The sequence below is a fragment of the Campylobacter concisus genome (assembly GCF_050447445.1).
GTDB classification, from domain to species: domain Bacteria; phylum Campylobacterota; class Campylobacteria; order Campylobacterales; family Campylobacteraceae; genus Campylobacter_A; species Campylobacter_A concisus_BI.
In genome coordinates this window covers 1029048-1055139 of record NZ_JALMFW010000001.1, presented here as the reverse complement: position 1 = coordinate 1055139, position 26092 = coordinate 1029048, and the positions used below count along the sequence as shown (strand labels likewise).

At 37.2% G+C, this 26092-nt stretch carries 27 protein-coding genes, 4 tRNA genes and 1 other RNA gene; 15 read left to right on the top strand and 17 right to left on the bottom strand.

Features of this window, described 5'->3' with window-relative positions:
- Window positions 1-44 precede the first annotated feature (44 nt).
- The 10 genes from phsA (at window position 45) to MTT30_RS05480 (ending at window position 10354) form a co-directional block, all read left to right on the top strand.
- On the top strand, window positions 45-2318 hold the full coding sequence (gene phsA, locus MTT30_RS05525) for a thiosulfate reductase PhsA (protein ID WP_429801263.1): 2274 nt from the start codon (window positions 45-47) through the stop codon (window positions 2316-2318).
- Between the two features lie 9 nt (window positions 2319-2327).
- On the top strand, window positions 2328-2891 hold the full coding sequence (locus MTT30_RS05520) for a 4Fe-4S dicluster domain-containing protein (protein WP_072595164.1): 564 nt from the start codon (window positions 2328-2330) through the stop codon (window positions 2889-2891).
- The gene (gene nrfD / locus MTT30_RS05515) at window positions 2884-3819 is read left to right on the top strand and encodes an NrfD/PsrC family molybdoenzyme membrane anchor subunit (protein ID WP_429801262.1); all 936 of its coding nucleotides are present in this window, start codon (window positions 2884-2886) and stop codon (window positions 3817-3819) included. Before MTT30_RS05520 ends, nrfD begins: the two co-directional genes overlap by 8 nt.
- Window positions 3820-3909: 90 nt before the next feature.
- Window positions 3910-4578 (top strand): response regulator transcription factor, encoded by a 669-nt coding sequence (locus MTT30_RS05510; RefSeq protein ID WP_429801261.1) that lies wholly within the window; start codon window positions 3910-3912, stop codon window positions 4576-4578.
- Window positions 4562-5668: a sensor histidine kinase gene (locus MTT30_RS05505; protein WP_429801260.1), complete on the top strand. Its 1107-nt coding sequence runs from the start codon at window positions 4562-4564 to the stop codon at window positions 5666-5668. The genes MTT30_RS05510 and MTT30_RS05505 overlap by 17 nt, the downstream gene beginning before the upstream one ends.
- Before the next feature lie 49 nt (window positions 5669-5717).
- Window positions 5718-6728: a Holliday junction branch migration DNA helicase RuvB gene (gene ruvB / locus MTT30_RS05500; RefSeq protein WP_429801259.1), complete on the top strand. Its 1011-nt coding sequence runs from the start codon at window positions 5718-5720 to the stop codon at window positions 6726-6728.
- Window positions 6729-6751: 23 nt separating this feature from the next.
- Window positions 6752-7831 (top strand): cytochrome C, encoded by a 1080-nt coding sequence (locus MTT30_RS05495; RefSeq protein ID WP_429801258.1) that lies wholly within the window; start codon window positions 6752-6754, stop codon window positions 7829-7831.
- 216 nt (window positions 7832-8047) lie between these two features.
- Entirely contained in the window at window positions 8048-9088 is a 1041-nt protein-coding gene (locus tag MTT30_RS05490) for an AI-2E family transporter (protein WP_087583930.1), read from the top strand.
- A gap of 14 nt (window positions 9089-9102) precedes the next feature.
- The gene (locus MTT30_RS05485) at window positions 9103-9474 is read left to right on the top strand and encodes an HIT family protein (protein WP_429801257.1); all 372 of its coding nucleotides are present in this window, start codon (window positions 9103-9105) and stop codon (window positions 9472-9474) included.
- Window positions 9475-9571: 97 nt separating this feature from the next.
- Window positions 9572-10354 (top strand): cache domain-containing protein, encoded by a 783-nt coding sequence (locus MTT30_RS05480; RefSeq protein ID WP_178140366.1) that lies wholly within the window; start codon window positions 9572-9574, stop codon window positions 10352-10354.
- A gap of 44 nt (window positions 10355-10398) precedes the next feature.
- Here the strand turns inward: MTT30_RS05480 and ssrA are convergent.
- Both ssrA and MTT30_RS05470 read right to left on the bottom strand, forming a co-directional pair.
- Window positions 10399-10757, bottom strand: a transfer-messenger RNA (tmRNA) gene (gene ssrA, locus MTT30_RS05475).
- Window positions 10758-10783: 26 nt separating this feature from the next.
- Window positions 10784-11188 carry a histidine phosphotransferase gene (locus MTT30_RS05470; protein WP_035167557.1) on the bottom strand — a complete coding sequence of 135 codons (405 nt, stop codon included), beginning with the start codon at window positions 11186-11188 and terminating at the stop codon, window positions 10784-10786.
- Between the two features lie 86 nt (window positions 11189-11274).
- Between MTT30_RS05470 and panB the strand changes: the two genes are divergently transcribed.
- Window positions 11275-12084, top strand: coding sequence for a 3-methyl-2-oxobutanoate hydroxymethyltransferase (gene panB / locus MTT30_RS05465; protein WP_429801256.1), 810 nt, complete (start codon window positions 11275-11277; stop codon window positions 12082-12084).
- Between the two features lie 28 nt (window positions 12085-12112).
- Here panB and MTT30_RS05460 read toward each other — a convergent pair whose 3' ends face one another.
- The 11 genes from MTT30_RS05460 to MTT30_RS05410 form a co-directional block, all read right to left on the bottom strand.
- The gene (locus MTT30_RS05460; RefSeq protein WP_429801255.1) at window positions 12113-13132 is read right to left on the bottom strand and encodes a bifunctional 3,4-dihydroxy-2-butanone 4-phosphate synthase/GTP cyclohydrolase II; all 1020 of its coding nucleotides are present in this window, start codon (window positions 13130-13132) and stop codon (window positions 12113-12115) included.
- 266 nt (window positions 13133-13398) lie between these two features.
- A tRNA-Asp gene (locus MTT30_RS05455) sits at window positions 13399-13475 on the bottom strand.
- Between the two features lie 8 nt (window positions 13476-13483).
- A tRNA-Val gene (locus MTT30_RS05450) sits at window positions 13484-13559 on the bottom strand.
- An 18-nt stretch (window positions 13560-13577) separates the two neighbouring features.
- Window positions 13578-13653: transfer RNA gene (locus MTT30_RS05445), tRNA-Glu, on the bottom strand.
- 13 nt (window positions 13654-13666) lie between these two features.
- Window positions 13667-13742, bottom strand: a tRNA-Lys gene (locus MTT30_RS05440).
- 582 nt (window positions 13743-14324) lie between these two features.
- Window positions 14325-14585, bottom strand: coding sequence for a 30S ribosomal protein S18 (gene rpsR / locus MTT30_RS05435; RefSeq protein ID WP_021091467.1), 261 nt, complete (start codon window positions 14583-14585; stop codon window positions 14325-14327).
- 16 nt (window positions 14586-14601) lie between these two features.
- The gene (locus MTT30_RS05430; RefSeq protein WP_429801254.1) at window positions 14602-15156 is read right to left on the bottom strand and encodes a single-stranded DNA-binding protein; all 555 of its coding nucleotides are present in this window, start codon (window positions 15154-15156) and stop codon (window positions 14602-14604) included.
- Between the two features lie 13 nt (window positions 15157-15169).
- The gene (rpsF, locus tag MTT30_RS05425) at window positions 15170-15589 is read right to left on the bottom strand and encodes a 30S ribosomal protein S6 (protein ID WP_429801253.1); all 420 of its coding nucleotides are present in this window, start codon (window positions 15587-15589) and stop codon (window positions 15170-15172) included.
- A gap of 77 nt (window positions 15590-15666) precedes the next feature.
- Window positions 15667-16665, bottom strand: a complete 999-nt coding sequence (gene holA, locus MTT30_RS05420) for a DNA polymerase III subunit delta (RefSeq protein ID WP_429801252.1) — start codon at window positions 16663-16665, stop codon at window positions 15667-15669.
- On the bottom strand, window positions 16658-18577 hold the full coding sequence (locus MTT30_RS05415; protein WP_429801251.1) for a VacB/RNase II family 3'-5' exoribonuclease: 1920 nt from the start codon (window positions 18575-18577) through the stop codon (window positions 16658-16660). The genes holA and MTT30_RS05415 overlap by 8 nt, the downstream gene beginning before the upstream one ends.
- Window positions 18574-19392, bottom strand: coding sequence for an HDOD domain-containing protein (locus MTT30_RS05410; RefSeq protein ID WP_103628805.1), 819 nt, complete (start codon window positions 19390-19392; stop codon window positions 18574-18576). Before MTT30_RS05410 ends, MTT30_RS05415 begins: the two co-directional genes overlap by 4 nt.
- Window positions 19393-19534: 142 nt before the next feature.
- On the opposite strand from MTT30_RS05410, the gene ilvC reads away from it, so the two are divergent.
- The 4 genes from ilvC to ruvX are packed head-to-tail and all read left to right on the top strand — an operon-like array spanning window position 19535 to window position 23099.
- On the top strand, window positions 19535-20557 hold the full coding sequence (gene ilvC, locus MTT30_RS05405) for a ketol-acid reductoisomerase (RefSeq protein WP_429801250.1): 1023 nt from the start codon (window positions 19535-19537) through the stop codon (window positions 20555-20557).
- A 3-nt stretch (window positions 20558-20560) separates the two neighbouring features.
- Window positions 20561-21952 (top strand): divergent polysaccharide deacetylase family protein, encoded by a 1392-nt coding sequence (locus MTT30_RS05400; protein WP_429801249.1) that lies wholly within the window; start codon window positions 20561-20563, stop codon window positions 21950-21952.
- Window positions 21949-22719, top strand: a complete 771-nt coding sequence (locus MTT30_RS05395) for a DNA-processing protein DprA (protein ID WP_107770122.1) — start codon at window positions 21949-21951, stop codon at window positions 22717-22719. The genes MTT30_RS05400 and MTT30_RS05395 overlap by 4 nt, the downstream gene beginning before the upstream one ends.
- A complete protein-coding gene (ruvX, locus tag MTT30_RS05390) occupies window positions 22716-23099 on the top strand; it encodes a Holliday junction resolvase RuvX (protein ID WP_084109382.1) in 384 nt (127 codons plus the stop codon). The genes MTT30_RS05395 and ruvX overlap by 4 nt, the downstream gene beginning before the upstream one ends.
- Before the next feature lie 15 nt (window positions 23100-23114).
- On the opposite strand, the gene MTT30_RS05385 is transcribed toward ruvX, so the two are convergent.
- Genes MTT30_RS05385 through tatB form a run of 4 tightly spaced genes read right to left on the bottom strand, consistent with a single transcriptional unit; the run spans window position 23115 to window position 26083 of the window.
- On the bottom strand, window positions 23115-23915 hold the full coding sequence (locus tag MTT30_RS05385; protein ID WP_429801248.1) for a hypothetical protein: 801 nt from the start codon (window positions 23913-23915) through the stop codon (window positions 23115-23117).
- On the bottom strand, window positions 23912-24934 hold the full coding sequence (gene queA / locus MTT30_RS05380) for a tRNA preQ1(34) S-adenosylmethionine ribosyltransferase-isomerase QueA (RefSeq protein WP_429801247.1): 1023 nt from the start codon (window positions 24932-24934) through the stop codon (window positions 23912-23914). Before queA ends, MTT30_RS05385 begins: the two co-directional genes overlap by 4 nt.
- Window positions 24927-25685, bottom strand: a complete 759-nt coding sequence (tatC, locus tag MTT30_RS05375) for a twin-arginine translocase subunit TatC (RefSeq protein WP_021091515.1) — start codon at window positions 25683-25685, stop codon at window positions 24927-24929. Before tatC ends, queA begins: the two co-directional genes overlap by 8 nt.
- Window positions 25685-26083 carry a Sec-independent protein translocase protein TatB gene (gene tatB, locus MTT30_RS05370; RefSeq protein ID WP_429801246.1) on the bottom strand — a complete coding sequence of 133 codons (399 nt, stop codon included), beginning with the start codon at window positions 26081-26083 and terminating at the stop codon, window positions 25685-25687. The genes tatC and tatB overlap by 1 nt, the downstream gene beginning before the upstream one ends.
- Between the last annotated feature and the right edge of the window lie 9 nt (window positions 26084-26092).

Here is a 26092-nt window from a genome sequence, read left to right as displayed (position 1 = left end):
AATACTAGAATAACTAAAGGCAAATATCTTTTAAAGGGAGAAAGATGAGCTTAAATAGACGAGAATTTTTAAAATTCGGTGCTGGAGTTAGTATGGTTGCATCGTCCTTACCGGGTGGTGCTTTGGAAAATGCTGCAAAGCAAGATGAGAAGTACGTCCGTAGCTTTTGCGAGATGTGCTCTTCAAGATGCCCTATCGAAGCAAAGGTCGTTGATAACAAAATTTGCTTCTTAAGTGGTAATCCAAAAGCTGGCGGTACGGCGACTTCGCTTTGCGCAAGAGGTGGCTCTGGTTTTAGTCAGCTTTATGACGAAAATAGAGTCAAAAAGCCTTTGATCAGGGTCGGCGAGAGAGGCGAAAATAAATGGCGCGAGGCCAGCTGGGACGAGGCACTTGATCTAGTTGCTTCAAAAATGCTTGAGATCAAGCAAAAGTATGGCCCTGAAAGCTTTGTCTTTACCTGTAAAAGCTCACAAACGCATAAGCTAATGGTAAATTTTGCCTCATCTTATGGCTCGCCAAACTGCTTTTCACACTTTTCGTGCTGTCCGATCACATATCAAATGGTCTGCGAGCAGATGTACGGCATAGCTAAGCTAAAAAGAGACTTTGCAAATGCAAAATATATTGTAAATTTTGGCCACAATCTTTTTGAAGGCATAGTTATAGCCGATGCTAAAAAGCTTGCTAAATTCGCAGCTAAAAAAGATACAAAGCTACTTGTGCTTGAGCCAAGATTTAGCGTGGTGGCTTCAAAGGCTGATGAGTGGCTGCCAGTTAGACCTGGCACTGATCTAGCTTTTGTGCTAGCTATCATAAATACATGGATACAAAATGGCACTTATGATAAAGAATTTATTGAGAAATTTACAATTGGCTTTGATGAGATCGTTAAAAGCGTAGAGGGCAAAACGCCTGAATGGCAAGAAGCGATCACTGGCATAAAAGCAAGTGACGTTAGACGCATCGCTGATGAAATTTATAAAGCTGCTCCAAGAGTTATTTTTGATTTTGGACATAAGACCACCACGACAAGAGCTGAATACATGAGGACAAAAGCCATCATGGTGGCAAATGCGATGATGGGTAACTGGGAGGTCAAAGGTGGTCTTTTTGGTGGCAAAAATGCAAAAACCTTTAACAAGCTAGTTGGCGAGGATAAATTTCCAGTTCTTAAAAATCCAGATGAGAAATTTAAAGTGCCAAAAGTCACTAGACTTGACTTTGCTGGAGAGGCTGGTAGGCATAAATTTGTAAGTAGAAAACATGGCGTTTTGATGGATATAAATGACGCTATCTTAAACGAGAAGCCTTACGCCATAAAAGGCTGGTTTAACATCCGCTTTAACCACCTAATAAACGTTGCTGAGACGATGAAGAGCATAGAGGCTATGAAGAAGCTTGATTTTATCGTGGTAAGCGATGTTTATCTAAACGATATGGCGACATTTGCTGATGTCATCTTGCCTGAGAGTAGCTACCTAGAGCGCGACGAGGGCATAGAGGATAAGTCAGGTCTAAAGCCAGCTTATATGATAAGAAATAAAGTTATTGATCCAGTTGGCGACACAAGAGATGGGGCATTTATCTTTAGAGAGCTAGCACGCCGCATGAAGATAGATGAGCTTTACACTTGGAACGATATACGTGAGTTTAGGATGCAGCAAGCTGGCGGAGATGTAAATTTACTTGCTGCGCTGGAAAAAGATGGCTTTATCACGTGGGATGAGCCGGGAATTTTGTTTAGAGAAAAAGGCATGATCGATAAATTTGTTGCTAAATATCCAGTCGCTACTAAATTTATAGGTGAAAATGGTCTAATGGATGATATGGCTAAGCTTAAAACAAAAAGCGGCAAGATAGAGCTATTTTTGCCTGATGTCGAGGCGCAGTTTGCAGGATATGGCGCGCTAAATGATAAAGATATGGACACATTTGATGGACATGATCTTTGTTTAACTTGTGGCAAAACGCCTATTCATACCAACGGCCACACTCAGGCGGTGCCGTCGCTTCATGATCTTATGAGTGATAGCCCTATCTGGATAAATCCAAAAACAGCTAAACGTAAAAATTTACGAGATGGCGATATGGTCGTGGTGAAAAATAAATTTGGCGAGCAAAAGGGCAAGCTTATGGTGACTGAGGGCATTAGAGAAGATACACTCTTTATCTATCACGGCTTTGGACACATCACTCCAGCTCTTAAGAGTATAGATCACGTGGGGCTAAATACAAGCGTGCTTCTTAATCCAGCCGAAGGGCCAGTGGCTGCGACTATGGTTACAAATGTTGGCGTTAGCATAAGTAAAGCGTAAGGATAGAAAATGAAAAAATATATGATGATACATGATGAAAATTTATGCATCGGCTGTCAAGGCTGCTCGGTAGCTTGCAGAAGTGCAAACAACGTACCAAGGGGACTTTACCGCTTGCAGGTGCATGCAAAGATGAGTGGGACATTTCCAAATTTAAAGACTGACTTTTTACGTCAAAGCTGTGTTATGTGCGAAGATGCACCTTGTGTTGAGGTTTGCCCAACTGGCGCTAGCTTTAAAACGGCTGATGGCGTGACGCTGCTTGATCATAGAATTTGTGTTAGTTGCAAGTACTGCATCCTGGCCTGTCCATACGACGCTCGCTACGTCTTACCAAATGGCGAGATAGGCAAATGCACATTTTGCTATGAGAGTAGGCTAGAAGAGGGCAAAGAGCCAGCTTGCGTTAGCGTCTGCCCTACAAATGCCCTAACTTTTGGCGATGTAAATGATGAAAATTCTAAAATTTCAAAGAAATTAAAAGAGAGTAAATACTACTTGCCAAAAGCGGAGCTAAACACAAAACCTTCACTTGCGATGATCGCAAATACAAAAGGAGCACACCATGAATAACATGTCAGGAAGCCTAGCTCAATACTCTGAAATTTACTGGGGCTGGCCGATAGCCGTTTATCTATTTTTAGCAGGACTTAGTGCGGGTGCTAGCATTGTTGCTGTGCTCATTTCAAAAAAATATGGCAAAGAGAACTACTACTTTAAAGCAGCCACTCTTATCGCTCCAGTGGCGATCGTCTTTGGACTTGCTCTTTTGGTGCTTGATCTTGGCAAGCCGCTTAGCTTTTACTGGATACTCTTACTTTACAACTTCGACTCAGTTATGTCAATAGGCGTTGCGCTACTTCTAGTTTATACGCCTCTTAGCGTTATATACGCGCTTGGTGCATTTAAAAACGAGATCGCAATGATTAAAATTTCTCTTTTTGACGTGGTTGCAAATTTTGCTAGCAAGCTTTCAAGCCTACTTGAAATTTTGCTTTTTATCCTAGGCATTGGCGTTGGTGCATATACAGGCTTTTTGCTAAGCGCGGCTCACAAGATCGCACTTTGGAATACATCAGTCTTGCCGGTATTATTTTTAGTATCAGGCTTGAGCTGTGCTGGTGCATTTACGTTACTTGTTGGCGTACTAAAAGATAAGGCAAAAGGACAAAACGATATTGCACACTATTTATTAAAATTTGATTTTTTTGCGATTATTGCCGAGTTTTTGCTCATAGTTGCTCTGTTTATGGTTGTAAAAGGTGCAAGCACAAGTGGTGCAGAGAGCGTAGCAAACGCACTTAGCGTAAATTCTCTTGGGCTAATGTTTTATGTTGGCGTCATTGGTTTTGGTATGGCTTTGCCTATTATTTTAGACTTAAGCGTTTTAAAGGTGCATGATTTTAAACGCGAATTTGCCGTGATCAACGCATTATTCGTAATATGTGGCGTCTTTTTGCTAAGGTGTTACATTGTCTATGCGGGGCAAATTTTTATTTAATGCTTAAAAAATAATTTTAATTTTGAATTTACCTATTAAATATTACAATAGTGCTAAATCTTAATAAAACTTATTTTTTAGGAGAGAGATTTGAAAATTTTGCTTTTAGAAGATGATTTAGGGTTTCAAGAGAGCGTCTGTGAGTTTTTGCAGACGCTTGATTATGAAGTTACAGCGGTGAGCGATGGCCAAGAAGCGTGTGATCTGATAGAGAAAAATTTCTATCATCTTTTTATACTTGATATAAAAGTGCCTGGCGTAAATGGACATGAGGTTATCAAGTATATAAGGAGTTTAAATCCAAGCGCTCCTATCATGATAACAACATCTTTAGTTGATATAGGCGATATGGCTATTGGCTATGAGCTTGGCTGTAACGAATACCTAAAAAAGCCATTTGAGCTTGCTGAGCTTAAATTTAGAGTAGCTGAGCTTATGAGAAAATACTATGGAACTGACGATAAAAACATAGTAAAGATCAATGACGAGTTTAGCTTTAATCTAAACAAGCGTGCGCTATTTAAAAACGGCAAAATGGTCGATCTTAGCGCAAAAGAAGTTGCACTTGTTGAGTGTCTAGTTTCACATCTAAATTCTTACGTCAGCATGGAAGAGCTAAGAGATCTTGTCTGGAATGATAAAGAGATAGAAGGCGCTGATATCAGAATGCATGTTTTAAAGATAAGAAACAAAACAACCAGTGACTTTATCATCTCAAAGAGGCGCATAGGCTATAAAATAGATGCACAAGAGCTTTAAGATCCAGATCATAGCGACATTTGTGATAATGTCGCTATTTTGTTTTCAAAGCTTTGTGATCCTAAATTTAAGCCAAAAAAACAGCACTTCAAAAGCTCTTTTTGGTGCGATGAAGCATGAAACTATTATCAAAAATTCGTTTTTAAAAAATGAAAATATAACTCCTTCTTTAAAGTATAAATTTGCGATCTATGATGTAAATTTTAATCCTATTATTTCAAATCTTACCAAGCAGCCAAGCAACTTTAAGTTTGTAACACTTGAAGAAAATGGCTACTTGTTTTACAAAAGTTTTTTTATAAAGGATAAAACGCCTTATTATATTGTCGTTGAAAAAGAGCTTGATAATGAAAAAAGCATATTTCTAGCGGCACTTATGCTCCTTGTCATCCTTGTGGCTGTGCTTTTTATCGTATATTTCTTATATCTAAGCAGCGTTAAGCCTTATAAAGAGTTTCAAAAGTATATGAATAACTTCTTTAATGACGCCATGCACGAGCTAAAGACCCCACTTGGCGTGGCTGGCATGAACCTTGAGATGCTTGGGCTTGAAAACAAGTATATAACTCGCATCAAAAACGCCCTAAAACAGATGCAAATAACCTACGAAGATGTCGAATATTTCATAAAGCGAGGCTATATAAAATTCCCACTTGAGCGCCTAAATTTGGGCGAGCATATAATAGAGCGAGTAAAATTTCTCTCAAGCGTGGCTGATGTCAAACACATCGAGATAAAGACAAATTTAGAAGGCGATGCATTTACTATGCTAAGCAAGGTCGAAGCTCAGCGCATCATCGACAACACCATAACAAACGCCATAAAATACAGCCAAAAAGAGAGCGAAATACTAATAAATTTAAGCTTTGAAAATGACCGGATAAAGCTTAGCGTGCAAGACTTTGGCAAGGGGATAAAGGACGTTAAAAAGGTCTGGAAACGTTATGTAAGAGAGGATGAAATCCAAGGCGGCTTTGGACTTGGGCTAAATATCGTCAGTGAAATTTGCCAAAAACATGGCATTACATACGGCGTTGATAGCGTCTACGGCGAGGGCAGCACCTTTTACTATAAATTTAAACGAGCTTAGATTAAGCATAAAAGCGTAAAATGAAGCCTTAAATTTAGAAGGAAAAACTTTGGATAGAATCGTTGAAATCGAAAAAGTAAGCTTTGAAAACGACTTTGAAGTCTCGCTAAGACCTAGCAAATTTGAAGACTACATCGGTCAAGAAAAGATAAAACAAAATTTAGACGTCTTTATAAAAGCAGCCAAAAAGCGAAATGAGTGCCTAGATCACGTGCTATTTTACGGCCCTCCAGGGCTTGGTAAAACCACCCTTGCTCACATCATCGCAAACGAAATGGGCGTAAGTATCAAAATGACCGCAGCACCGATGATAGAAAAGAGTGGCGACCTGGCGGCAATCCTTACAAATTTACAAGAGGGCGACGTGCTTTTTATCGATGAGATCCACCGCCTAAGCCCAGCTATCGAGGAGGTGCTTTACCCTGCGATGGAGGACTTTAGGCTAGACATCATCATAGGCTCAGGGCCTGCGGCTCAGACTATCAAGATAGACTTGCCAAAATTTACACTTATTGGCGCAACGACGCGTGCTGGCATGATCTCAGCACCACTTAGAGACCGCTTTGGGATGGACTTTAGGCTGCAGTTTTACACAAGTAGTGAGCTAAGCCGTATCGTACAGATCGCCTCAGCCAAGCTTGGTAAAGAGTGCGACAAAAACGCATCTTTGGAGATCGCCAAACGCTCACGCGCAACGCCTAGGATCGCTCTTAGGCTTTTAAAGCGGATTCGCGACTTTGCCGAGGTAAATGACGAGCAAATCATCAGTCACGAGCGTGCAAAAGAGGGGCTTAACGCACTTGGTGTAAATTCGCTTGGATTTGATGAGATGGATATTAGGTATTTAGAAATTTTGATGCAAGCAAGGCACCGCCCTATGGGACTTAGCACGATCGCAGCGGCGCTTAGCGAGGATGAGGGCACGGTTGAGGATGTCATTGAGCCATATCTGCTTGCAAATGGCTTTATCGAGCGCACCGCAAAGGGTAGGATCGCGAGTGCGAAGTGCTTTGAGACCTTTAACATCAAGATCGACATCGAAAAAGGGCTTTTTGAGTAGCAAAATTTAAATTTGGAGCAAAAATGGGTGAGCCACATCTTTGTCCTAAGTGCAAGCAAAGGACGATTTACTTTGATGGGATCTGTTATGATTGCAGACAAAAAGAGAAGCTGGAGTTTTATCAAGGCTTAAGCGAAGATGAGATTAAGCAAAAGCTAAAAAATGTCCTAGCCCACACAGAAGATATTGGCAAATATGATGAAATTTATAGCGATCTTGTCTATATTTTCTACCTGCATGGCATTTGCGACGAGCAGATAATAAAAGAAGTGACCAAAGAGTGTGAGTACTATCCATTTGAAATTTACAAAAACGCTCCAAGTGACGTGAGAGATGAGCTCATAAATAGTCTAAATGGCGCTGAAAATATCGTAAAAATAAATCACATCCTTTGCGCACTTGCCTGGCAGGGCGATGAGGTGGTAAGGGAGCTATTTTTTAAGCTCTATAATGCGCCAAAGCCTTGGAAGGCGAAGCTTCATGTTGATATGGACGGATATGCGCAGGTTGCTGGCTGGAGCTTTGACGAGAGTGGCAAGAGAAGAAGCCTAGTTTTTGATAAGTGTTTTACATGTGAGCCAAGCCAAAATGTAGACGCAAGCGTTAAATTTAAAGCACTAAGCGATGAAAAATGTAAATTTTGTAGCAGCGAGATGCTGGAATTTATCATCAAAAAAGAGAGCCTAAAACGAATTGGTCTAGAGCTTAAAAATGACACTGTGCTTAAATTTTGTCCAACATGCGTTGGCCTTGTGCAGTACTTTTGCCAAAATGATGGTAATAGCGTGCAAACAGAGATAGTAGGCAAGGGTGATAGCGAAGACTATTTAAGAGATGCTGTGGCAACGCTCGATGGGCAAAATTTCGAGCTAGCCAGTGAGGTTTGCGCTCACTACTCGTATATGATAGATAGCGAAATTTTGCTTGGTGGATATCCGAAGTGGGAGCAAGATGCTGAGCATTTAAAATGTCCAAAATGTAGCAAAAGCATGAAATATCTAGCACAAATTCCTCTTGGAAGTCTAGTAGATGGCGAGGGAACTATATATGTTCAAATCTGTGATGAATGCGAGATCATCGGGGCAAATTTTCAGTGCACGTAAAAGGCTAAATTTATATGAGCTTTTGAGCTAGAAATTTTACGTAAAACTATAAATTTATCTAAATTTACTAAGCGCCAGTAGCATGCTAAAAATGTCAAAAGCCTAGCCACACTTGCTAGCTTTGCAAGCTTGATGGCAAAGAGCTTGAGCAAATTTGGGAAGCAAATGAGCAGCTTTGATAAATTTGCTATAATTACCCCATTTTAAGGGAGCAAGATGAACAATAGACTATTTTTTGGAATTTTTGTATTTTGTGCTTTGGCTTTGGTGGTCTATCTTTTTAAACCATATCTGCTTGATATTTTTATCGCTGCACTGCTTGCTGTCGCGGTTTCAAATGTCCAAATCGCATTTTTATCGCTCACTAAAAACCGCAAGACGCTTTCATCGGCTCTTACCACGTCTGTGCTTCTTTGCTTATTTATCGCTCCACTTCTTTATGCGGTAGTTGAGATCGCAAAATACGCAGCTGGCTTTGATATAAACAATGTCACAAAGACTATCGAATTTATTAAAAATTATGATTTTAGGATGCCTGAGTCGATAAATTTTTTAGAGCCAAAGATAAAAGAATTTATCGGCGGACTTGATATTAAGATGCTGTTTTCTCAACTTGCGACAAATCTTGCAAGTCTAGGTAAGTTAAGCCTTAAATTTGGCGTTGATATGATTATTATTTTGGTCTTTTTCTTCTTTTGCAATCTTTATGGCAATGAACTAATCAGCTATCTAAAATATGCACTTCCGCTAAAGCAAGATGACACAGAATCTATTTTAAGCGAGGTTGGTAACGTGATGAGTGTCGTTTTTTACTCAACCATCGCAAATATGATAATCCAAGGCTTTTTATTTGCTATTGTCACAAGCTTTTACGGCTATGACGGCGTGCTAACTGGCATCTTTTTTAGCTTTGCTTCACTTATTCCAGTTGTTGGCGGTATTTTGGCGTGGGCGCCTATTAGCATTTATGAGTTTGCAAATGGCAACACAGCAGCAGCGATAACTATCGCAATTTACACGATCGTAGTGATCTCGTTTGCAGCTGATACGCTTTTAAAGCCACTTGTTATTAAATTTATAAACTCGAAGCTGGTTAAAATACCAACAAAGATAAATGAGCTTCTTATATTCTTTGCGATGCTTGCAGGTATCACGACATTTGGGTTTTGGGGTGTGATCCTTGGACCTGCGATCGTTACATTTTTTATCTCAACTATCAAACTTTATACGCTTTTGCGAGAGAGAAATTTTGTATAAAAATAGGAACAAATATGATCTATGAAGATAAATTTATAAAAATCGAGCGTGAGGACAATGAACTTCCATGGATAAAAATTTTTACCATTAAGCCATTTCGTGAGCTAAGCGATTGCGATGAAGCGAGTAAGGCAAGGCTTTTTGAGGCGATACTAGTAGCTGAAAAGGCGATGCTTGAGTTTTATAAACCAACCAAAATAAATATTGCAAGCTTTGGAAACTACGTGCCACGCGTGCATATTCATGTTATTGCTAGATTTAGTAGTGACGCATTTTTTCCAGATAGCGTTTGGGCTAATCCAAAAAGAAAAAGCGAGCTTGCGTTGCCAGAATTTAATAAATTTGCAAAATTTTTAGAAGAAAAGTTAAGGGCTAGTTTTGAATAAATATAAAAAATATCTTAATTTCTATATTATTTTTATCTTTATCATAGTGCTTGGAGGGCTTTTTTACTTTCTTTACAGCTCTTATATGGCTGAAAAGATGCAAAATAATATGCGAGTCTTTTTTGATTACCAGGTAAAACAGCTTAATAAAAGTATAGATGATGAGAAATTTTCATCAATGGCGATCTCGATCTTGCTTGCTCAAAATGAATCCATACAAATGTGCTTGCTAGGGCAAAGCCGCGATGAATGCATAAAAAATATCGAAAATTTGACCAAAACCCTTGGCGCAGCATCGATGTATAACAACATTAAGCTTCACATTTATGATAAAGATCTAAAAAGCTATGTAAGGAGCTGGGATCTAAACAGATATGGCGATATGATCGCTAGTAGCAGGTTTTTAGTGCAAGAGTCAAGGCATCAAAACAAGCCCATGGTCGGCATCGAGGCGTGGTATGCTGGAACGCATATAAGGGCTGTCTCAAACGTAATACGTGATGGTAAAATTATTGGCAACATCGAGGTTTTATTAAATTTTGACTCACTTGGTAATTATTTTAAAAAGCAAGGAATTGATCTATTTGTTCTTTTAGCTAAAGACAAGATGCCATCTCGTAAAAGTATTCCAAGTGATCAAATTTTAAATGATTATTACATCGAAAATTTAAGCAGTGCAAATTTAAATATAGTAGGTTTTTTGCGTGATATTAATTTTAAAGAATATGAGTTTTACGTTTATAAAACACACTACTTTTGCGTGGTACCATTAATAGACGCTAGCAACACACAGATAGGTTACTACGTGCTTCATGTAAATACAAATGAAAAAGAGCGAAATATTTCACAAAATTATTTCGAGTCAGAAGAGCTTTTTTAATTTAAGCTATTTAATAAAATTTTTATTTGTATTTTAGATAGAAATGGTGGAAGCGAGGGGGATCGAACCCCTGTCCAAAAACAAAATGCATACAGCCTCTACACGCTTAGCAAAAGTGAAAATTTCATCTAAAAAGGCTCACTTTCCAAAACCAAAATTTAGACTAAGACTAAAATTTCAGCTAGCAAGCAGTCACTTTGCGAGCCTACTCTAGCTAAATTACTTGCTTTTGTCCTAGCTAGAATTAGACTAAGCAAGGCTCAACTGAACTTACGCAGCTTTAGCGTAAGCAGGAGCGAAATTAACGTTGTTTGCGTTTAAATTTAATTTGAGCTTTTTACGCTTTGCTCAAAGCGACGTGCCACCATACACACTCTGCTCCTGTCGAAGCCAAGTCGCTCCCAAAAAATAAAATGGTTAGTGAATTATTTAGTTAAGTTTTGCAGGCACATCAATGATTTTTGGCTCAAGAACACTAAAATATTCAAAATCGTTCTCGACGTCATCTTTATATTTATTAAACTGATCGCTAATAAGTAGTAACCAATCTATAAATTTATCATTTGCTGGCCCTTTTAGACTTCTTGCTTCTTGAGTTATCTCTTCAGCTAAAGTTGTAAGCTTTAATATCGGATCAAGATGCATGAATCCTGCTGCTGATTTAATATTATGAAAAATCCTAGTAAGCTCTAGGATGCTATCTTTATATTTATCAGCTCTTCCTAAATTTATTATCAAAGGCTCGAGTAAATCGCACATTAAAGCATAGTGAGATAAAAATTCTTCAACTATATCATAAGAGTAATCTATTTCAAGCCTTTTTAATATACCCATTTTTATGTCCTTAAGAAATTGGCGTAATTGTAGCAAAAATTTGATAAAATTGTTAGCCTTTTAGCTAAAAATCCTTGGAGCTTGCAATGAAAAATGAAAAAACTCAGAAGAAAAAACTAAGCATAAGTGATATAAAAAACAAAAAAGGCATTGAGCCTATTGTAATGATAACTGCCTATGATGCGTTATTTGCTAAGCTTTTTGATGATTATGCTGATATTATTTTGGTTGGCGATAGCTTAAATATGAGTTTTAATATGCAAGAAAGCACGATAAGTGCGGACATGAATACCATGCTTTATCATACAAAGGCCGTTTGTGCCGGAGCTAAAAATACTTTTATCATGGCAGATATGCCATTTGGCAGCTACACAGATGAAAAGCAAGCGATAAAAAACGCGATGAAATTTTTCAAGCAGACAAATGCCGATGCAGTAAAGCTCGAAGTTGGCATGCACCAAGTAAATTTAGTAAAGCGCCTTTGTGAAGAGGGCATAAACGTTATGGCTCACATTGGCTTAAAGCCTCAGTTTTATAAATTTGAAGGTGGCTATAAGATAAAAGGCAGAAGCGAGATCGAGGCAAAAGAATTAATTGAAGAGGCTTTGGCGTTCGAGCAAGCTGGAACATTTGGTATCTTGCTTGAAGGCACGATGAGTAGCGTGGCTAGCGAGATAACAAAGCAAGCTCATATACCAGTTATTGGCATTGGGTCTGGGGTAAATGTCGATGGACAAGTGCTTGTATGGTCTGATATGCTTGGATTTTTCGAGGACTTTAAGCCAAAATTTGTAAAACGCTATCTTGATGGAGCGGATATTGTAAGAAAGAGTGTGCAATCCTACGCAAATGATGTAAAAGGCAAAATTTTTCCAAGTAAAGAATTTTGCTATTAGGATGATTAATTAAAAGAACGTGGCAAAATTAAATTTCTTTATAGCCTTTTATATCAAGACCAAAGCCTGCAAGGCTTACAAATTCTTTATTTTTATTTGAGCTTAAAAGCTCAATTTCGCTTATGCCAAAATACTTTAAAATTTGTGCCCCAATGCCATAATCTTTTTGTGAGCTTGCATCGCTTTTATTGCTGTCTAAAAATAGTAACACTCCGCCATTTTTACTTAAAAAATCCAACGATTTTAATAAATTATCAAATTTATCTCCGCTTAAAAGCTCATGGTCTTTGCTTATTTTTTGAAATTTTACATTAGTTTGTGCTTTTATCTTTCCGAAAATATAGGCAGCGTGATTTTTATTTTCGTGATCTTTTATGTCATATCTTTTTGCTTCAAAACCACAGATTTTTACACTCTTTGCAGGCGAAACCTCTATTAAGCTTTCGTGGCTAAGTCTGTATTCTACTAATTCAGAAACGCTTATCATATTTAGGTTAAATTTTTTACAGAATTTCTCCAGATAATCACGTCTTGCCATTGTGCCATCTTCCTTTACGATCTCACAAATCGCTGCCATTGGGCTAACGCCAGCGAGTTTGCAAAGATCAACTGATCCTTCAGTGTGACCTGTTCGAACGAGTACGCCACCTTTTTTTGCAATAAGCGGAAATATATGCCCAGGCCTTACAAAATTTTCAGGCACTGAATCAATACTGGCAGCAAGTCTAATCGTCATATCACGCTCATAAGCACTTACGCCTGTCGTTGCTTCCTTTGCGTCAATTGTGACAGTAAATGCGGTTTCGTGACTAGATGTATTTTCAGAAACCATTAGCGGCAAATCAAGTCTTTTTGCATTTGCTTCATCCATCGCAAGGCAAAGCACACCTTTTGCATGAGTGATCGCAAAATTTACCTTTTGCATATCGCTGCTTGCCGCTGAAAAGACCAGGTCTCCTTCATTCTCACGGTCCTCATCATCGACCATAATTACCATTTTGCCATTTTTTATATCTTCAATCGCTTTTAATACATTTTCAAATGCCATAAATTTCCCTTATTAAATTTTTACGATTATATTGATTTTTTGATAACTTAGAGATAAAAATATTAATTTTGATTTGTCTTGTATCAATTATTTAGAAATTTTAGAAAAAGATTTATTTTTAAATATATGCGATTTAGTGGTGATAACTTAGATTTTATTTCTCAATTTATTTTATATGTAAAATTTTAAAACATAATTTTTTAATAAAATTCACTATTTTTAAGAATAACAATAACTGAGAAAAATGGGAGTTAAAGAATAATAGATGGCGCAGCGGACGGGGCTCGAACCCGCGACCTCCGCCGTGACAGGGCGGCATTCTAACCAACTGAACTACCGCTGCACCTAAAATGGTGGTCGCTATAAGACTCGAACTTATGACATCCACCTTGTAAGGGTGGCGCTCTACCAACTGAGCTAAGCGACCTAAAAATTTAAAAATATCTGGCGACCCTTAGAGGATTTGAACCTCTGTTTCTACACAGAGAAAGTAGAGTCCTGAGCCACTAGACGAAAGGGTCATAAACCCAAAAATGGTGTCCTGCGTTGGATTCGAACCAACGGCCCCCTCATTAAAAGTGAGATGCTCTACCGACTGAGCTAGCAAGACATTTGTTTAAAAAAGAATTGAGATTATACAAAAAACATTATTACATGTCAAGAAAAGGATGCTTAAAATTTGTTTTTGGCTAATATTAATTGTACGGTTAAGCTGATTTGACATCGGTAAATTTTTAAAATAAAAAATACATAATAAAGGTCATTTGTAAGATATGCGGACACCAAATGGATGAATATTGGTTTTGCTAAGATATGTTTTTATTGTAAAGTTCTTCTATATTAAGTATCTTACTTTTTAGCCTCATGTGAACAGCTATTGCTATACTATAGATGATGTGTGATTCATAATAGTAAGAATTGTAGTGAATCGACGACATTGATTGCACATATGGCTAAATAAATTATTTTGAACTAATAAATTGATGCATAGAGTTATTTAAAGACAGCATATATTTGAGATATCCACCTAAATAAATTCTAATTACCCCGTATAAGTTAAATCAAGCTTATAAATAGTACTTGAAAAATATTTTAAACCGTGTTCAATAAATAAAAATCTATAAGAAAATAAATCTAGGATATTTAAGATTAGGATTAAACCCCATTAATAGGGGTTTAATAAATTAAATAATTATAGTCCATCAAAAGGATTTGAAACTACATCTTTGCGATCTACTATGTAAGGTATGATAGCTGCATGACGAGCTCTTTTGATCGCTTTTTCTACCATCTCTTGATGTCTTTTTGATGTGCCAGTTAAACGTCTTGGCATTATTTTAAATCTCTCTGATAAACAATACTTTAAAAGGGAAGTATCTTTATAGTCTATAAAATCAATTTTTGCTTCTGTAAATTTGCAATATTTACGTGAATATTTTCTTTTTTCTGCCATTTTTTATCCTTTAAAATTAAAACGGTATTTCGTTATCGCCATCAAAATTGTCGGCGTCGACGTTTATATCAGGGATTTTTTCTTCATAGTACTCTTGTGATTTTTTGTTTTGTGGCTGCATTTGCTGTCTTTGTGATGCTGAGTTTTGATATCCACCATCGCCATAGTTATTGTTTGAGCCATAGTTTCGTTGTTGTGAGTACGAACTATTTTGATTAAATCCACCTTGGTTTTGTCCACTAGCTCCGCTATTTCCACCAAGCATCTCCATATTTTCAACTACAATTGAGTGTTTTGAACGGTTTTGCCCATTATTGTCGGTCCACTGATCAAATTTCAATCTTCCTTCAACTAAAAGTTTGGAGCCCTTGCTTAAATATTGATTTGCTATTTCAGCTGATTTTCCAAAGAATGATATGTCAATAAAGCACGTTTCTTCACGTTTCTCACCGTTAGTATTAAATTTTCTAGTAACAGCAATACCAGAATTTCCTATAGCAGATCCACTAGTAGTATATCTAAGCTCTATATCTCTAGTTAAATTTCCAACCAAGACTACTTTATTGAACATTTTTTATCCTTGATTATTCTTCTGTAAAAGTTTGCTCGTCTACTTTTTCAACTCTTGGCTCACGTGGTGCTCTTGGCTCGCGAGTCTCTTTTTTGATAGTTTGCTTGATACCTTTGCAAAGTCTTTCCCAAGCCGCGATTTCGCGTTTATTTTCATATTTAACGCTTAAAAATCTTATGATATCTTCAGTGATTCTTACGTTTCTTGTAAGCTCTGCAAGAAGTGCTGGTGGAGCTTTGTAGTAGATAACAAAGTATGTTCCACGCTCATATTTTTTTATGGTATAGGCTAACTTTCTAGTACCCATCTCAACGACAGTAGTGATCTCTCCGCCGTTTTTTGTTATGACTTCTTTTACGAAATCAACCTTAGCTTTAACTTCCTCTTCCGTTAGTGTCGGCTTAAGAATAAATAAAAGCTCATAATGTTTCATTTTTTCTCCTTATGGATATTTAGCTCACTTTGTGAGCAAGGATTTTGCATTAAGCAGGGGTGGATTTTAGCTTAAAATTACTTAATGTTTGCTGTTGATATTAGATGCTGTAAGTTTAAAATGGTAGATAGAACAAAAATTTCTTTATCCATTTTTGTGTTTGTTTTTAGCTCTAGTTCGGCTGAATTTAGAGTTTTAAATATTTCTAGATATGTATTTAAATTTAGTTTTAAACTATTGGTTTTTAGTAAATTTGCGACATTTACAGGCGGTTGATAACCAATTGCCTCATCTAAATTTAAGCGACCATTTATCTTTATATAAGAGTAAATTTTAAATAGCCTAAAAAATGCTTTGTAAAGTGAGTTTAGAAGTAAAATTTCATTAAAATTTGGATCTTCTAGATAGGTAAAAAAGTCGTTTTTTATATCTTTTAGTGCCATAAATTTGTTAAAAAAATCATCAAAATTTATCCCGCCAAGTCCAAAAACCAGCCTTTTTACATCATCTTGTTCGATGTGGGTGTTTAGGCTCTTTAGCTTTGTTAGCTCGCTTGCTGCAAGGTATAAATTTTCATTATGCGTAAAGTAAAGCTCATAAAGTGCGTTTTTGGTTATGTTTAGACCAATTTTAGCTGCGCTTTTAGCTAGCAAATTTATCGCTTCATCTGGAGTTGAAGGCTTGAAAAATCTAGCAAAATTTGTCCCAAAAGCCTTTTGCGTATCAAAAACTAGCTTCATATCTGCCTCATAAAGCTCAAACAAAAAGTAGTTGTCCTGGCTTTTTGAACAAAGCGAGATGAGCTCTTTTAGCTCTTTTGCTGGGATCTTTTTGTCGCTTTTTATATAAAGGATATTTTTGCCGCCAAAAAGCGACTGCTCGCTTAGGTGAGAGCTTGCTTGCGCGTAGTTGTACTCGTCAAAATAAAGGCTTAATAAATTTGCATCTTCGCTTGAGTAAAAGCTCAAAATTTCTTTGCCAAAAAGTTCGATCTGAAACTCATCCGCTCCAAAAAGCAAGAAGTAGTTGCTTAAATTTGCATTTGCTAAATTTAGCTCCAAATCTTTTCTATACATCGATCTTTCTTACCACTTTTGCAAAAATTTTAGCACTCGCGATGTCGGCCTCTGTGATCTTTACGATGAGCTTTTGAAGTAAATTTGCGCTGTATCCAGTTATAAAAATTCTAGCTCCAACAAAATGATCATCAAGCTTGGCAATCAAGACATTTTGGTTTTCGCTCACATAGCAGCGCACCTCTTTGCCGATATTTGCGGCTACCCAGCGTGCAAATTTCCTATCCATAAAGTCGTAGGCCACCTTGTCAGCTTCTCTTTCAAGCTCGCTTAAATTTGCACATGTACTTTGTATGTTTAAAAGTAAGAAGTTGTAAAGCTTATCATCTTTTGAAATTTTAGCCTTTAAAAGCCTGTGTAAGATAAGGTCGGAGTAGCGTCTAATAGGGCTTGTAAAGTGCGTGTATCTATCAAATCCAAGCCCAAAGTGGCCTAAATTTTCACTTGAGTACTCAGCCTTTTTTTGAGACTTGATGATGAGCTTATCTATCTCTTCACGGTTGCCAAGTTCATCGGCTTTTAGCTGTATCTTTCTTATTAAATTTGCAAGATCGTTTTCATAAGTAAAGTCAAGCCCCAGAAGTTGTAGGTCCTCAAGCAAGGTATCTATCTTTTTAAAATCAGGCGAAGCATGGTTTCTAAAAACACCTTTTGTGATGAGCTTTGCGGCAGCTTTATTTGCTAAAAGCATGCAGTCCTCGACAAGTCTATGTGAGTCGGAGTCGCTTTCAAACCTAGTTTGCGAAATTCGCCCCTCTTCATCAAGGCTCATTCTAAGCTCTTTTGTCCTAAAATCAAATGCGTGCAAAAGCCTTTTTTTGCGAAGCTTTGTAGTGAGTTTAAAAAGTGGCTTGATCCATGAAATTTCACACTCTTTTTTACCTTCTAAAATTTCATCGATTTCATCGTAGTTAAAGCGCCTTTTTGAAAGGATGATCGCTTCAAAAAGCTCCTCTTTTTTTACCTCATTATTCGCATCAAGTGAAATTTTAAAACAAAATGCAAGGCGAGGCACATTTGGCTTTAGCGAGCAGATATTTTCACTGAGCGCGCGCGGCAACATCGGTACTGAGATGTGCGGAAAGTAGATCGAAAAGCCTCTTTTTTTAGCCTCGCTGTCAATAGCGCTATATGCGGTCACATACTCGCTTACATCAGCGATTGCAACGTAAATTTCATGCTTTTTCTCATCGAAATATATCGCATCGTCAAAGTCTTTAGCATCGACTGGATCGATCGTACAAAAGTCTAAATTTCTTAGATCAACTCTGTTTGGATACATGCTAGCATCGACTTCGTCACCAAAAGCCTTTGCTTCAAGCTCGCAAGCCTCGCTAAATTTATCGTTTTTATTATAAATAGCAAGCGAAATTTTTTCATCACTTAGCGGATCGTCTAAATTTCCTAAAACCTCGACTATTTCGTTGTTTAGGTTGTTTATCTTAAGCAGCGTCCCAAGAGGAAGCATCTTTAGGCTTTTTTGCGTCGCTTTTAAGGTAGTGCTTAGTCCAGTTTTTAAATTTACACCTAAAATGGCCGCTCCAAAGCGTTTTGTATAGACCACACTTGTCTCATTGGCAAGCTTTAGGCTCATTACTATTTTAGCGCTTTGGCGTTTTTTCTTAAGCGGCAAAAGCTTTGCTAGCACGATATCGCCAAGGTGAGAGTTGTTTAAATTTTTATTTTCTACGATGATATCTTGCTTGAAGCGTTTATCAAATGGCATGATAAAGCCAGTTGCGTTTTGACTGATGTCTAGCTTGCCGCAGACATAGCCATTGTTTAGGTAAAATTTATCTTTATGGGAGCTTACGGCACCAAGATTTAAGAGATTTCGTAAAATCTCTTTATCTTCGTTTGAAACTTCTTTTTCCTTGATGCCAACTAGTAGTGAGGTTAGAAATTCTTTCACAAATTATCTTTGACTTTAGCGACAGCCATTAAAAACGTATCATGTCCAAAGCCGTATTCGTCAAGAAGAGGTAGAGTATTTTGTATACTTATATCATCAAGTTGATTAAAGATATTTACAGCTGTTTTTATCACTTTTAGGGCTTTCGCGTAATCTTTTATATGATCTGGTGCCTCTTCTGGATTGTTTGAATAGAGTATTGAGCTGCTAAGCTCTGTCTCAAGGTTCCATTGTTCAAAAATTTTAGCTGTAACTTCTTCATTTGACATATCTAAAATTTCTGTTTCAAATAGGGCAAGATCGATTGGGCTAGATATATTTTTAAGTTTTTCTCTAAATTCGATGTCTTGTTTATTTTCAGCTAATTCATGAGCAAGAACTATCTTGCCAATCTCAAGCATAAATGAAGCTGGAGAGAGAATTTCTAGACTTTTAGGATTAACTTTAGAATGCCAATTGTACATCAGTGCATTTTGTATTATCGAGATATTTAAAAAATCTTGTGTAGTAATGCCATAAGGCTCTAAATTTATAGAAAAGCTCTTTTTAATCGTACTTGAAAGCGCAAAACCTCGAATAGTAGCCATACCAAAAAGAGAAATAGCTCTTGCAATGGTTGTGATCTCTTGAGAAAACCCATAAAGTGGAGAGTTTGCTGAACGCAAGATATTTGCTGTTAGCATCGGATCCTTTTCGACCACTTTTGTAAGATCACTTATTGAGCTATTTTCATCCGCATGTAAGCGTTGAATTTGTATAACTGTGTCATCTAATGGTGGAAGTGCTTTGATTTTTTTAAAAACTGATTCATTCATTGAGTTATCTCTTTTTTTGAAATTTCAGCGTATTTTATCAAAATAAATTATCATAAAACTTAAAAAGAGTTTCTGTATATTTCAGCCGAATTTTTGCTGGTTAAAGTTATAATTTTGCCAAATTTTAATAATAGGAGTAACAATGGCTATAAATGTTTATTATGATAAAGACTGCGATTTAAGCCTTATTCAAAGTAAAAAAGTAGCAATCATCGGCTTTGGTTCACAAGGTCATGCACATGCTGAAAATTTAAGAGATAACGGTGTAAGCGTTGTGATTGGCCTTTCAAAAGGTGGTAAAAGCTGGGCAAAAGCTGAAGCAAAAGGCTTTGAGGTAAAAACCGTAAGTGAAGCTACAAAGGGCGCTGATGTGGTTATGATTTTAACTCCAGATGAGCTTCAAGCAGAAATTTATAAAAACGAGATCGAGCCAAATTTAAAAGATCACGCTGCTATCGCGTTTGGACATGGTTTTAATGTTCATTTTGGCCAGATAAAAGCTCCAGCAAATATAGATGTCATTATGATCGCTCCAAAAGCTCCAGGACACACAGTTAGAAGCGAATTTGTAAGAGGCGGTGGTATACCTGATCTTATCGCTGTTGAGCAAAATGCAAGTGGAAAGGCAAAAGAGATCGCTCTAAGCTATGCTTGCGGTATAGGTGGCGGTAGAACCGGCATCATCGAGACTACATTTAAAGATGAAACTGAAACAGATTTGTTTGGTGAGCAAGCTGTGCTTTGCGGCGGTCTTTGCGCACTAGTAAATGCTGGCTTTGATACACTTGTAGAGGCTGGTTATGAGCCTGAGATGGCATATTTTGAGTGCTTGCATGAGTTAAAATTAATCGTTGATCTAATGTATCAAGGTGGCATGGCTGATATGCGCTACTCTATCTCAAATACTGCTGAGTACGGTGATTACGTAAGCGGTGTAAGAGTGGTTGGCGAAGAGAGCAGAAAAGCTATGAAAGAAGTTTTAAAAGAGATTCAAAATGGCAAATTTGCAAAAGACTTTATCTTGGAGAGAAAAGCAGGATATGTTAGAATGAACGCTGAGCGTGGTATAGCTGAGAGAAGCTTGCTAAATCAAACTGGCAAAAAACTTCGTTCAATGATGCCTTGGATTACAAGCGGCAAACTTATAGATCAAAACAAAAACTAAACTTTGAGCGAAAAAAAAACTACAAAGAAGCGACCTACAAAAAAGAGTGCAGGTCGCTCTCACAATAAAACCTATCTTGGTATCGGCATTATCGCGGCTATTTTGATAATAGCGCTTAGCGTAGCTCTTAGTATAAAAAATAATGGTGCAGAACAGATAAGTAAAACAAATGAGCCAAAAATAGAGAAACAAATTCCAAAAAAAGCTGAGTCAAAGGTTGCTGGTAAAGAGAAAAAACAAGAATACGAAAAGAGAAAATACCCTCTAAAATTTGATGAAGATGAAAATTTAAGTAAAATTTTTACTGATCCTAAGTATAAAAGTGAGCTTGCTTTAAATTCAAAAGTTGAGCCAAAAGAGCAAAAAAAGATAGCTGAAGTAAAGAGTGAAGCCAAAAAAGAAGAGATAAAAAAAGAGCAAAACGATACTAAAAATTTACTCGCAAGTTATAAAAATACAGAGCCTAGTGTAATAGAAGATGAACAAAAGATAGAGCCATTTTATAACTCAAAAACCGAACAAAAAACCGAGCTAAAATCTCAAAATTTTGAAGTAAAAGTCGATCAAAATAAAAGTACTGAAATAGAAAAAAAAGAGAAATTTAAAAGCGAGAACATAAAAGTCGAGCCAGCTAAAAAAGCTAAAAATTTAACTACCAAAAAGATAGAAAAAACAAAATATGAAGAAAAAAATATAAAAAAAGATAGCTTTGAAGCGGTACCTTTTACGCCAAGCGCTAGCATAAAAGGACGTGCAAAGCTCGTCATCATAATAGACGATGTGGCGACATTTGAACATGCAAGTATGATAAAGTCACTTGGCTTAAAAATCACACCGTCTATTTTTCCAGCGACAAAGACTCATCCAGATACTCCAAATATCGCAAGAACATTTGAGTTTTACATGATACATCTTCCGATGCAAGCAAAACACTTTGATAGCCCAGAGATAGGAACTCTTACGATCAACGAGAGTTTTGAGAGTATACACGAAAAGATAAAAAAGATACGCAAAGACTTCCCGCGTGCAAAATATACAAACAACCACACAGGATCACGCTTTACAAGTGATTTTGACGCTATGGATAAGGCTTATAGGGCGCTGATAGAGCAGGGCTTTGTCTTTATTGATAGCAAAACTATCGCTCAAACCGCAGTAGCAAGAGCTGCAAAAAAACATAATCAACCATACATTTCAAGAGATATATTTTTAGATGATGATCCATCGGCTAGTGCTGTTAGGCGTGAGCTTGTGGCTGCTATAAATTTGGCTAAAAAAAGAGGCTATGCGATCGCCATTGGGCATCCAAAGAAAAATACGATCACAGTGATAAAAGAGAGCAAAAACAACATCTTAAAAGATGTTGATGTGGTTTATTTAAAAGATATTTTATGAGACTTGACTTTATCCCAGAGCCGTTAAATAGACTAAAAAATCCACCAAAACAGCTAAATTTTATCGGAGATACTTCGCTTTTATCTTTGCCAAAGATCGCAGTTGTTGGCTCAAGAAAGGCAAGTGTTTATACAAAAGAGTGCGTCACAGCACTTTGCGCAGTACTAAAAAGTGCAAATACCTGTGTGGTAAGTGGTGGAGCAATCGGCGTTGATATCGCAGCTCATAAAGCTGCTATGCCACGAACGATTGGCATTTTTGCGAGCGGACTTGATACCATCTATCCAAGCCAAAATAAAGTGGCTATAAATGAAATTTACACCAAGGCATTGGCGCTTAGTGAGTATAATGAAGGTGAGCCGCCACTTGCTTATAGATTTTTGGAGCGAAACCGCATAGTTGTGGGGCTTTGTGAAGCTCTAGTAGTCGCGCAAGCTGATCTTAAAAGTGGCTCAATGCAAAGTGCAAGGCTTGCAAACGAGCTTAAAATCCCAGTTTATGTACTGCCACAGCGCATGGGTGAAAGCGATGGGACAAATTTTTTGCTTGCAAATAAAAAAGCCGAGCTTATTGATGACTATCATAAATTTGCTTCACTTTTTGGTGAGATAAGAGAGCAAGAAAAGACTAGTGACGAGATCTTAAAATTTTGTAAAAATGGCGTAAATCTTGATGAAGTTTTGGCAAAATTTGGCGATATCATCTATGAGTACGAGCTTGAAGGGTTGGTTGAAATTTCAAATCTAAGAGTAAAGAGCGTGCTATGAGAGAGAAATTTATGGCTATTGATGTTGGGTTAAAGCGAATAGGACTTGCCTTTGGTTTTGGCGAGATCGTGACTCCGCTTGAGCCAGTGCTTAGAAAAAATAGAAATCAAGCCGCAAGAGATGTGAGCCAAAAGGTAAATGAATATGCCCCAGATACGCTAGTAGTGGGTGTGCCAATCGGCGGTAGTAGCGAAGATGAGATGAGAAGACGCATTGAGCATTTTGTCTCACTTCTTGATGTAAAGGCAAATATTGTCTATCAAGATGAGGCCTTTAGCAGCAGCGAAGCTAGTGAAATTTACACCAATACAAGACGAGATGGTAGGCTAGATAGCATTTCAGCCACTATTATTTTAAAAAGATATCTTAGGATAAATTAAAAAATAAAAATCAGTCTATTTTTCGAGCGAATTTTTAAAAGCTAGCTGAAAGCTATCTGTGCTAAAAGGCTGCTTTAATACCGTGACATGATTTGGCAGATCGTTAGCTGACTCATCGCTTTTACAAATGGCTACAATACGAAAATTTTTAATATTTTTAAATTCAAGTATATCTTCTAGCATCGCTTCATTTTTTAAAATTTTACTATCGATAAAAATAACAAATGGAGTAAAAATAGAATCTTTTATATGCCTCATTAGATTGCTAAGGTCGTTTTTACCGATAACCTTTAGACCTAAAAAATTTATCTGAGCACTAATGGTGTCAAACAAAGCATCGTCATCGCAAGCGACTAAGATATTTGTATTTGTTTGATTTTTGATATTTATTTGTCTTTGGATGGCTCTATCGCCTGTTAGTACCGCACTAAAAGATATTAAAAATTCTCCATCATTATGAGAGATCATAGATTCATTTGCTTTTTTTAGATAGTCATTTATCTTGCTGAGATAGTAATGACTTGGTCTCATTACGCTATGGCTAGATTTTATTTTAATGTCAAAATGTACAGATTTGGGACTATAATTTTTAAGTTGAAAGAGAATGTAAATGTCTGCATATTCGGTAGAATAAAGGAAAAATTTGCAAATATTTTCAAGTGTTTTTATGAGATTTGTAGCATCAAATTTTAAAAACCTTGGATAACTTGGATCGTAGCTAAAAATGATGGAATTTTTAGTGTCTTGTGCGTCTTGGTATATGGCACTAAGAAAAATTTCCATTCTGTTTATGATATCGATAGGCTTATCTTTCATATTATCAACATCCCGTCGCCGTATGAGTAAAATCTATACTTTTCATCAACTGCCGTTTTATAAATTCTCATCGTCTCTTCAAACCCTATGAAGCTAGTAACTAGCATTATTAGGGTTGATTTTGGTAGATGAAAATTTGTAAGAAGGTAGTTTTGTCTGATAGGCTTATTATTTAAGTTTAAAAATAACTTACAAAAGCCGCTTGCTTGCTTGCTTCTTGCAAATTCTTCAACACATCTAGTAACCGTCGTGCCAACGCCAAGGATTGGTTTATTAGAATTTATAATCTCTTGAGCTTGCTCGCTTAGCTCGTAAAATTCTGAGTGCATTTTGTGGTCATTTATATTTTGGCACTCCACACCTTTAAATGTTCCAGCGCCAACGTGAAGCGTAATGTAGGCGACTTCATGCTTTGCTTTTATCTGCTCTAACATTTGTTCGCTTATGTGAAGGCTAGCTGTTGGAGCTGCCACTGCGCCACTATTTTTAGCAAATATGCTTTGATACCAGCTCTCATCATCCTTTGTATCGGCTCTTTTAATGTATGGCGGAAGCGGGACGTGGCCGATCTTTTCAAGCTCACTAAAAAGGCGAACATTATCAAGCAAAACGCCATTTTGCGTAAAATTTACCACCCTTGTGCCATCGTCATTTAGCTCAAGCACATTGACTTTTAGATTATCAGGAAAATTTAAAACGCTACCAGAGCTTACTTTGCCTCTTATATAAACGCTAAATTTATTCTCGCCTATGGGCTGGTTTAGCATCACTTCGCAAGCCCCGCCGCTCTCTTTTTGTCCTAAAATGCGAGCTTTGATAACTTTTGTGTTATTAAAAATAACTGCAGCATCATCTGGAATAAGGCTGGATAGATCTTTAAATTTGTAGTGTTTTATCTCTTTTGTTTTTTTGAAATAAACAAGCAATCTTGCCTCTTCTTTTGGCAAAACTGGCTCTTTTGCGATAAGCTCTTCCGGCAAAAAATAATCATAACTTGAGACGTCGTTTATATTACTCATCGCTTGCTACGTCGCTGTCTTGTTCTTCTTTTTCGTCTTCATCGTCGCTCTTGTTAGCTCTTTTAGCGACGATTATTGAAATTCCATAAAGTCCGATGAGTGGTAGTGCCATTAAGACTTGACTTATCACATCAGGTGGTGTAACGATGGCTGCAAAGATAAAGATGATAACAACAGCGTATCTGAAGTAATCTTTTAGCATCTTGTCATCGACTAGGCCGATCTTTGCTAAGAAAAATGTAATGACTGGAAGCTCAAATGAAATTCCAAAGCCAATTAGTAGTTTTGCAAAAAAGCCAACATACTCGCCAATGCTTGGTAGTGCCGTAAAGAGCTGGCCACCAAAATTTACCAAAAATGCAAAGCCAAGTGGGATGACCACATAGTAACAAAACGCCGCCCCGCACGCAAACATAAATGAAGCTGAGATGACAAATGGGATCACATATTTTTTTTCATTGTCATAAAGTCCAGGGGCGACAAATAGCCAAAACTGCCAAAAAATGATAGGTAGCGCGATCACGACACCAGCAAAAAATGCAACCTTCATCGCTGTAAAAAATGGCTCTTGAATCTGAGTAAATATGATATTTGAGCCAGCTGGCAAGACCTGTTTTAGCGGTTCGCTCATCCATGCAAGCAGTGGGTTCCAAAACGTAAAGCAGATGCCAAAACAGACAAAAACGCTTACTATGCTTATAAAAAGTCTCTTTCTAAGTTCGATTAAATGGGGTCTTAGCTCTTCAAACATTACGCCTCTTTTTTATCGTTTAAGATCGCATCTTTAACTAAATTTGTTGGATTTTGTATATTTTCTACCGTTTTTTTCGTGTCGCTTACGACGTTTTGTATGCTTTCAGTGACGTCGCTTGCGCTTTTCTTGATCTCGTCAAGCTCTTCAAAAGTAAGCTTTTTACGCACACTTTGCGTACTTTTAATTATGCTTTCTTTATATTTTTGAGCATCTTCTTTTAGCTCTGCTATCTTCATTTCTTGATCAAATGTTGATTTTGCGTCGTTTATGCCTTTTTTAAACATTTTTAGAAATTTTGCAATCTGAACCATCGCGCTTGGCAGCTTGTCAGGACCTAAAACTAACACTGCAATAATGGCGATAACTAAGATTTCAGAAAAACTCATTCCAAACATTTTTGCCTC

What these genes read in the sequence shown, in the direction of transcription:
- phsA (WP_429801263.1), top strand. Translation starts at nt 45, where the DNA reads ATGAGCTTAAATAGACGAGAATTTTTAAAATTCGGTGCTGGAGTTAGT.
- MTT30_RS05520 (WP_072595164.1), top strand. Translation starts at nt 2,328, where the DNA reads ATGAAAAAATATATGATGATACATGATGAAAATTTATGCATCGGCTGT.
- nrfD (WP_429801262.1), top strand. Translation starts at nt 2,884, where the DNA reads ATGAATAACATGTCAGGAAGCCTAGCTCAATACTCTGAAATTTACTGG.
- MTT30_RS05505 (WP_429801260.1), top strand. Translation starts at nt 4,562, where the DNA reads ATGCACAAGAGCTTTAAGATCCAGATCATAGCGACATTTGTGATAATG.
- MTT30_RS05495 (WP_429801258.1), top strand. Translation starts at nt 6,752, where the DNA reads ATGGGTGAGCCACATCTTTGTCCTAAGTGCAAGCAAAGGACGATTTAC.
- MTT30_RS05490 (WP_087583930.1), top strand. Translation starts at nt 8,048, where the DNA reads ATGAACAATAGACTATTTTTTGGAATTTTTGTATTTTGTGCTTTGGCT.
- MTT30_RS05485 (WP_429801257.1), top strand. Translation starts at nt 9,103, where the DNA reads ATGATCTATGAAGATAAATTTATAAAAATCGAGCGTGAGGACAATGAA.
- MTT30_RS05480 (WP_178140366.1), top strand. Translation starts at nt 9,572, where the DNA reads ATGCAAAATAATATGCGAGTCTTTTTTGATTACCAGGTAAAACAGCTT.
- MTT30_RS05470 (WP_035167557.1), bottom strand. Translation starts at nt 11,188, where the DNA reads ATGGGTATATTAAAAAGGCTTGAAATAGATTACTCTTATGATATAGTT.
- panB (WP_429801256.1), top strand. Translation starts at nt 11,275, where the DNA reads ATGAAAAATGAAAAAACTCAGAAGAAAAAACTAAGCATAAGTGATATA.
- MTT30_RS05460 (WP_429801255.1), bottom strand. Translation starts at nt 13,132, where the DNA reads ATGGCATTTGAAAATGTATTAAAAGCGATTGAAGATATAAAAAATGGC.
- rpsR (WP_021091467.1), bottom strand. Translation starts at nt 14,585, where the DNA reads ATGGCAGAAAAAAGAAAATATTCACGTAAATATTGCAAATTTACAGAA.
- MTT30_RS05430 (WP_429801254.1), bottom strand. Translation starts at nt 15,156, where the DNA reads ATGTTCAATAAAGTAGTCTTGGTTGGAAATTTAACTAGAGATATAGAG.
- rpsF (WP_429801253.1), bottom strand. Translation starts at nt 15,589, where the DNA reads ATGAAACATTATGAGCTTTTATTTATTCTTAAGCCGACACTAACGGAA.
- holA (WP_429801252.1), bottom strand. Translation starts at nt 16,665, where the DNA reads ATGTATAGAAAAGATTTGGAGCTAAATTTAGCAAATGCAAATTTAAGC.
- MTT30_RS05410 (WP_103628805.1), bottom strand. Translation starts at nt 19,392, where the DNA reads ATGAATGAATCAGTTTTTAAAAAAATCAAAGCACTTCCACCATTAGAT.
- ilvC (WP_429801250.1), top strand. Translation starts at nt 19,535, where the DNA reads ATGGCTATAAATGTTTATTATGATAAAGACTGCGATTTAAGCCTTATT.
- MTT30_RS05395 (WP_107770122.1), top strand. Translation starts at nt 21,949, where the DNA reads ATGAGACTTGACTTTATCCCAGAGCCGTTAAATAGACTAAAAAATCCA.
- ruvX (WP_084109382.1), top strand. Translation starts at nt 22,716, where the DNA reads ATGAGAGAGAAATTTATGGCTATTGATGTTGGGTTAAAGCGAATAGGA.
- MTT30_RS05385 (WP_429801248.1), bottom strand. Translation starts at nt 23,915, where the DNA reads ATGAAAGATAAGCCTATCGATATCATAAACAGAATGGAAATTTTTCTT.
- queA (WP_429801247.1), bottom strand. Translation starts at nt 24,934, where the DNA reads ATGAGTAATATAAACGACGTCTCAAGTTATGATTATTTTTTGCCGGAA.
- tatC (WP_021091515.1), bottom strand. Translation starts at nt 25,685, where the DNA reads ATGTTTGAAGAGCTAAGACCCCATTTAATCGAACTTAGAAAGAGACTT.
- tatB (WP_429801246.1), bottom strand. Translation starts at nt 26,083, where the DNA reads ATGTTTGGAATGAGTTTTTCTGAAATCTTAGTTATCGCCATTATTGCA.